The organism is Methylibium sp., assembly GCF_013817365.1.
Taxonomy (GTDB): domain Bacteria; phylum Pseudomonadota; class Gammaproteobacteria; order Burkholderiales; family Burkholderiaceae_C; genus Methylibium.
Genome location: NZ_JACDCU010000465.1, coordinates 1 through 3,018, shown reverse-complemented (window position 1 = coordinate 3,018; position 3,018 = coordinate 1). Strand labels below are relative to the sequence as shown.

General features: G+C 65.8%; 6 protein-coding genes. All 6 read right to left on the bottom strand.

All coding sequences use genetic code 11. From position 1 onward, the window contains the following. A partial coding sequence (locus H0W38_RS19805; protein ID WP_292457397.1) for a hypothetical protein occupies positions 1–667 on the bottom strand: 667 nt, incomplete at its 3' end. Between the two features lie 41 nt (positions 668–708). After that, a complete protein-coding gene (locus tag H0W38_RS19800; protein WP_292457395.1) occupies positions 709–951 on the bottom strand; it encodes a hypothetical protein in 243 nt (80 codons plus the stop codon). Then, complete coding sequence (locus H0W38_RS19795) at positions 948–1,334, bottom strand: RusA family crossover junction endodeoxyribonuclease (protein WP_292457393.1); 387 nt, start codon at positions 1,332–1,334, stop codon at positions 948–950. The genes H0W38_RS19800 and H0W38_RS19795 overlap by 4 nt, the downstream gene beginning before the upstream one ends. Then, entirely contained in the window at positions 1,331–1,630 is a 300-nt protein-coding gene (locus tag H0W38_RS19790; protein WP_292457391.1) for a hypothetical protein, read from the bottom strand. The genes H0W38_RS19795 and H0W38_RS19790 overlap by 4 nt, the downstream gene beginning before the upstream one ends. Further along, complete coding sequence (locus H0W38_RS19785) at positions 1,627–2,118, bottom strand: single-stranded DNA-binding protein (protein WP_292457389.1); 492 nt, start codon at positions 2,116–2,118, stop codon at positions 1,627–1,629. Before H0W38_RS19785 ends, H0W38_RS19790 begins: the two co-directional genes overlap by 4 nt. Then, positions 2,115–2,963: a phage recombination protein Bet gene (gene bet, locus H0W38_RS19780; protein WP_292457386.1), complete on the bottom strand. Its 849-nt coding sequence runs from the start codon at positions 2,961–2,963 to the stop codon at positions 2,115–2,117. Before bet ends, H0W38_RS19785 begins: the two co-directional genes overlap by 4 nt. Positions 2,964–3,018 lie beyond the last annotated feature (55 nt).

The window sequence follows — 3,018 nt, the reverse complement described above, 5'->3', positions numbered from 1 at the left end:
TCTGCACGTCCCCGGCGTCGACGTACTTCTTGGCCGGGTTCGCTCGGCGCAGGTGCTCGATGGCCGTGTCGACCGCCTGGGGGCCGAAGTCCTTGAGCATGCCCAGCCACGCCGCCTCGTCGCTCGGAGCGCTGACCCATGCCCGCTTGCGCTTGAGCCATCCGAGGCGCTGGGCGTCGGTCAACGGGAGCGCTTGACGTGGCGAATCGAAATCGGCCGATCCCTCTTCCTCCGTGTGTGGGAGCGCTCCCTTCCCTTCCCTGATCCCTGTTCCCTGATCCCTGATCAGGGCGGGATTTTCCGGAACGTTCCGCGACTTTTCCGGAACGTTCACTGAACGTTCAGTGACATCAGTTGGAACGTTAAGTGATTCAGTCGTGAACTTCACCAAGTGCTTGAGGCGACTCGGCTGAGCGTGGCTGATCTTCTGGTGATCACGGAAGTGGACGACGATTCCGACCCGGCGACCGTCCTCCGTGATACCGATTCTCACATAGCCGATGTCCACCAACTCGGAGAGCATGCGCTGGACGCTCAAGCTCGGCTCGCGCAGCGGGAACACGGCGGCCTTGATCAGCGCCTCGTTGGCATTGAAGTAGCCCTCGTCATCGGCGTAGTTCAGGAGGCCGATCGCCAGGATGAGCGACGGCTCGGAGAGGCGGGCCAACTTCTCGTCCGACCAGGCTTCCGGTTTGACTGAGCGTATCCTCACTTGGTAACCTCCGGCGCCGTCGCGCTGGTCAGGGGAAAGGGCAGGCGGAACTTGGCGGCCATCGCCGCCGCCTTGGCGCAGCACAGGCCCCAGCGATGGACCACGCCGTCATGGTCGACGGCTTCACCCAGGAACGTCCAGCGATGCGCGCCCCTGCGCGGCTCGCAGGCGCAGCGGCCGGCGCCATCGGGGATCGGCTCGCCGTCGAGGCGGCGAATGGATGCGCTGACCCAGGTCATTCGCCCACCTGCCACACCTGCACGTCGACATGGCCGGGGAACGACGGCTGCAGCCGTTCCTTGGACACGTGGGCCACCTGCTTGTCGTTCAGGTAGACGCCCGCATGGGCCATGCAGTCGAGGAGGTGCTTCTCGTAGGCGTCGACATCGGGCGTGCGCCGGTCGCGCGGCGTGATCGTGTACGTCGCCTGGACCATGCCCGTCATGGCGACGGGACGCCCGCCAAGTTGCTGCCAGATCGCGGCGACGACGAGATCGCGCCGCACGCGCGCCCGCTTTGACAGCACTTGCCTGGCAATGGTCCGCCCCCGGACGCGGATCGGCAGCGCGCGATACATCTGGTTCACCGGACACGGCAGCGGCAGGTTGCTGAGGTGGATCACGGTGCCGCCCTGCGTGCGACGCTGGTCGGGATGCAGACACGCACCGTGCGGCCGGTGTCCGCGTCCTTGGCGTTGCCGATCTCGCACAGCAGGCCACGTGCCACGAGTCCAGAAATTCGTGGCCGCACGTGGTTGCCCTCCGTGAAGCCGAGGCGCTGCATTACCTCGCGGTCGCTCAATGGTGCCGCCGACAGGAGGAAGCACGACAGCACCAGAGCCTCGCGCTCGGCCAGGTTGATCTGACCGAACGCCGATAAGCTGTTGGCGTGCATCGCGTGCGATGCATGCGCCGTCATGGGTCGAACCGCGCGAACGGGATCTCATCCTCGACGGCCGCGCCCTTGCCGGCGACTGGCTTCGGAACCTGCGGAGCACGAGCCTGCGCGGATGCCGGAGCAGCAGCCGGCGCGGCCGGCTCGTGGTGGTCCTCGCCGCCGGCATCACCCGACGACTTGCTGCCCAGGAATTGCACACTGTCGACAACGACCTTGAGTTTCGATCGCTTCCCGCCGTCCTTGTCGTCCCAGGTGTCGAGCTTGAGTTTCCCCTCGACGAACAGCGGCTTGCCCTTGATCACGTACTGGCCGACCAACTCGGCGGTGCGGCCCCACGCCTCGCAATCGACGAACACCGTCGACTCCTTCTGCTGCCCGTCCTTGTCCTTCCAGCGCTCGTTGATGGCCAAGCCGAAGTTGGCGACGGCGCGGTCGCCCGAGATCATCTTCACCTGCGGATCGCGGGTGCAGTTGCCGATCAAGAAAACGCGATTGACGTTGGCGCTCACGGCTTGGCCTCCACCGCTTCGGCCGCTTGCTCGGCAATGTCCGTCCACTTCGCGCGAAGGACGCCGAGCGCGTCGATCACGTCCGATGGCGCGTCGTACTTCATGCGCTTCCAGAGCGCGACGGCTTCGGCGTCGGCTGGATTGCCGCCGACTTCACCGATCGTCTGACGGATAGCGCCGGCCTCGGCCTTCTGCTCGTCCGACCATTCCGGCTTCTTGGTCAGCACTTCGCCGGTGACGGTGGCGACCTTCTCGCGCTGCGGCTCGTTCGCCGCCTGCTGCATTTCGACCTCACCGTAGACACCCGACAACTCCTGCGGGAACGCCTTGCGCAGCGCCAGCGATTCGGCGCACTTGGCCAGCATGAGGTCGGGCATCTTCGCCCACATCGCCATGGGCGCGCCGTCCTTCTTGATCTGCGCGTAGCTGGCCCAGCAGGCGACGGCGTAGCACGGCTCGCGGAAGTCCGAGCGGATGACGCCGACGCGCGCGGCAGCGGGCCAGTCCTTCGACAGCCAGACGTCCTTCCAGGCGCCATCCTCGCCGCACCACTGCGGCCCGACCTGGCCGGCGTACTTGCCGCTGCGCTCAGCGACGAGGCGGAAGCCATCGATCGACACCTGCACGGCCATGACTTCGCGCCCGGCCTTGTTGTCCCAGCGCTTCACCGCGAAGATTTGCCGCGCGAACGGGTCGAGGCGCAGGCGCTTGCATTGGCTGACAAACAACGCGAACTCGTCGTCGGTGGATCCGGCGCAGATCGTCCGCTTGAGTAGGTCGATCTGATCGGCGGTGTAGTTGGCCAGCCCGTTAGGCTGCGAGTCGTAGACAGTGACGGATGACATTTGGTTTCTCTCGGTGTTGGTTGATTGGTTAGAACGGCGTTCGGACGGGTCAGAC

Coding starts and splice junctions, on each gene's coding strand:
- H0W38_RS19790 (WP_292457391.1), bottom strand. CDS start 1,630: ATGACGGCGCATGCATCGCACGCGATGCACGCCAACAGCTTATCGGCG.
- bet (WP_292457386.1), bottom strand. CDS start 2,963: ATGTCATCCGTCACTGTCTACGACTCGCAGCCTAACGGGCTGGCCAAC.
- H0W38_RS19800 (WP_292457395.1), bottom strand. CDS start 951: ATGACCTGGGTCAGCGCATCCATTCGCCGCCTCGACGGCGAGCCGATC.